Genomic DNA, 851 nt, shown 5'->3' with positions numbered 1-851 from the left:
GTGAGAATGTATGGGTGAGAACGAGATACCATTCCCATTACTATCAGGTCAGTGGGTAAGTGTTTATAAAAACGGAATTGAGCAATACGTAAGGATCATGGCACAGCCAAGATTCTTTGATCTTGAATATGCCTATGAGATAGGCCCCGATCTTGATATTACAGATCAGACAATAAACATAGGAACAGGATCAGGAGCAGTAAGCGTTTTCAGGACATCAGGTCTTAAGCAGTGGGTTACATGGATTGATAACAAATATCTTAGTGTGGCATGGACAATTAACAGTGTTGATATCAACTCTCTAAATTCTTTCTCATATCCACAGGACAGTGTGCTTACTCCTTATGGAAGTGTGAATTTTCCTTTGTTCGTATATGATGATCCAGCAGGCAATGTTTCCTTTACACTGACAAATACTTCCCTAACAAAAACAATCAGGGGAACACTCCATATCCTGCTATATGAGTATAAGGTCAGTAAACCACTTTCATCAGATAAGCCAGCACCAATTCAATATACCAGCACATTCTATCAGAGGGGAGAACAGTGAAAGATCATACACAGTTTGTTTTTGGAAGAAAACTCGACGGTCTTACAGGTGAATATATTGACGATATTGTGCCTAATGATATCCAGATCGCATCAGGGGAGCAATCACCATCGGCAGCAGGAAATCTTACACTTGCATCATTTACTGTTGAAGCAGGACAGGAATGTATCATAGGAGATGTGGACTTCGGAGCAGCAGCGTCAGCACTGGCAGAGGTTACAGTAACATACAAGGACTTTCTTGGCACTTCGGTAACCATAACAAGATATATCTATCTTGGAGCTGCAGGTTTCATAAATGA

The 851-nt window shown here is 40.7% G+C and carries 2 protein-coding genes; both read left to right on the top strand.

Annotated features, from left to right (window positions below; translation table 11 throughout):
* Window positions 1-10 precede the first annotated feature (10 nt).
* Entirely contained in the window at window positions 11-550 is a 540-nt protein-coding gene (locus M7Q83_RS14090) for a hypothetical protein (RefSeq protein WP_298340268.1), read from the top strand.
* Window positions 547-851, top strand: a 305-nt coding sequence (locus tag M7Q83_RS14085; protein WP_298340266.1) for a hypothetical protein, incomplete at its 3' end; no start/stop codon positions are given. The genes M7Q83_RS14090 and M7Q83_RS14085, both read left to right, overlap by 4 nt.

The organism is Ferrimicrobium sp. (genome assembly GCF_027364955.1).
Lineage (GTDB): Bacteria > Actinomycetota > Acidimicrobiia > Acidimicrobiales > Acidimicrobiaceae > Ferrimicrobium.
This window is presented reverse-complemented; position numbering and strand designations above follow the sequence as displayed.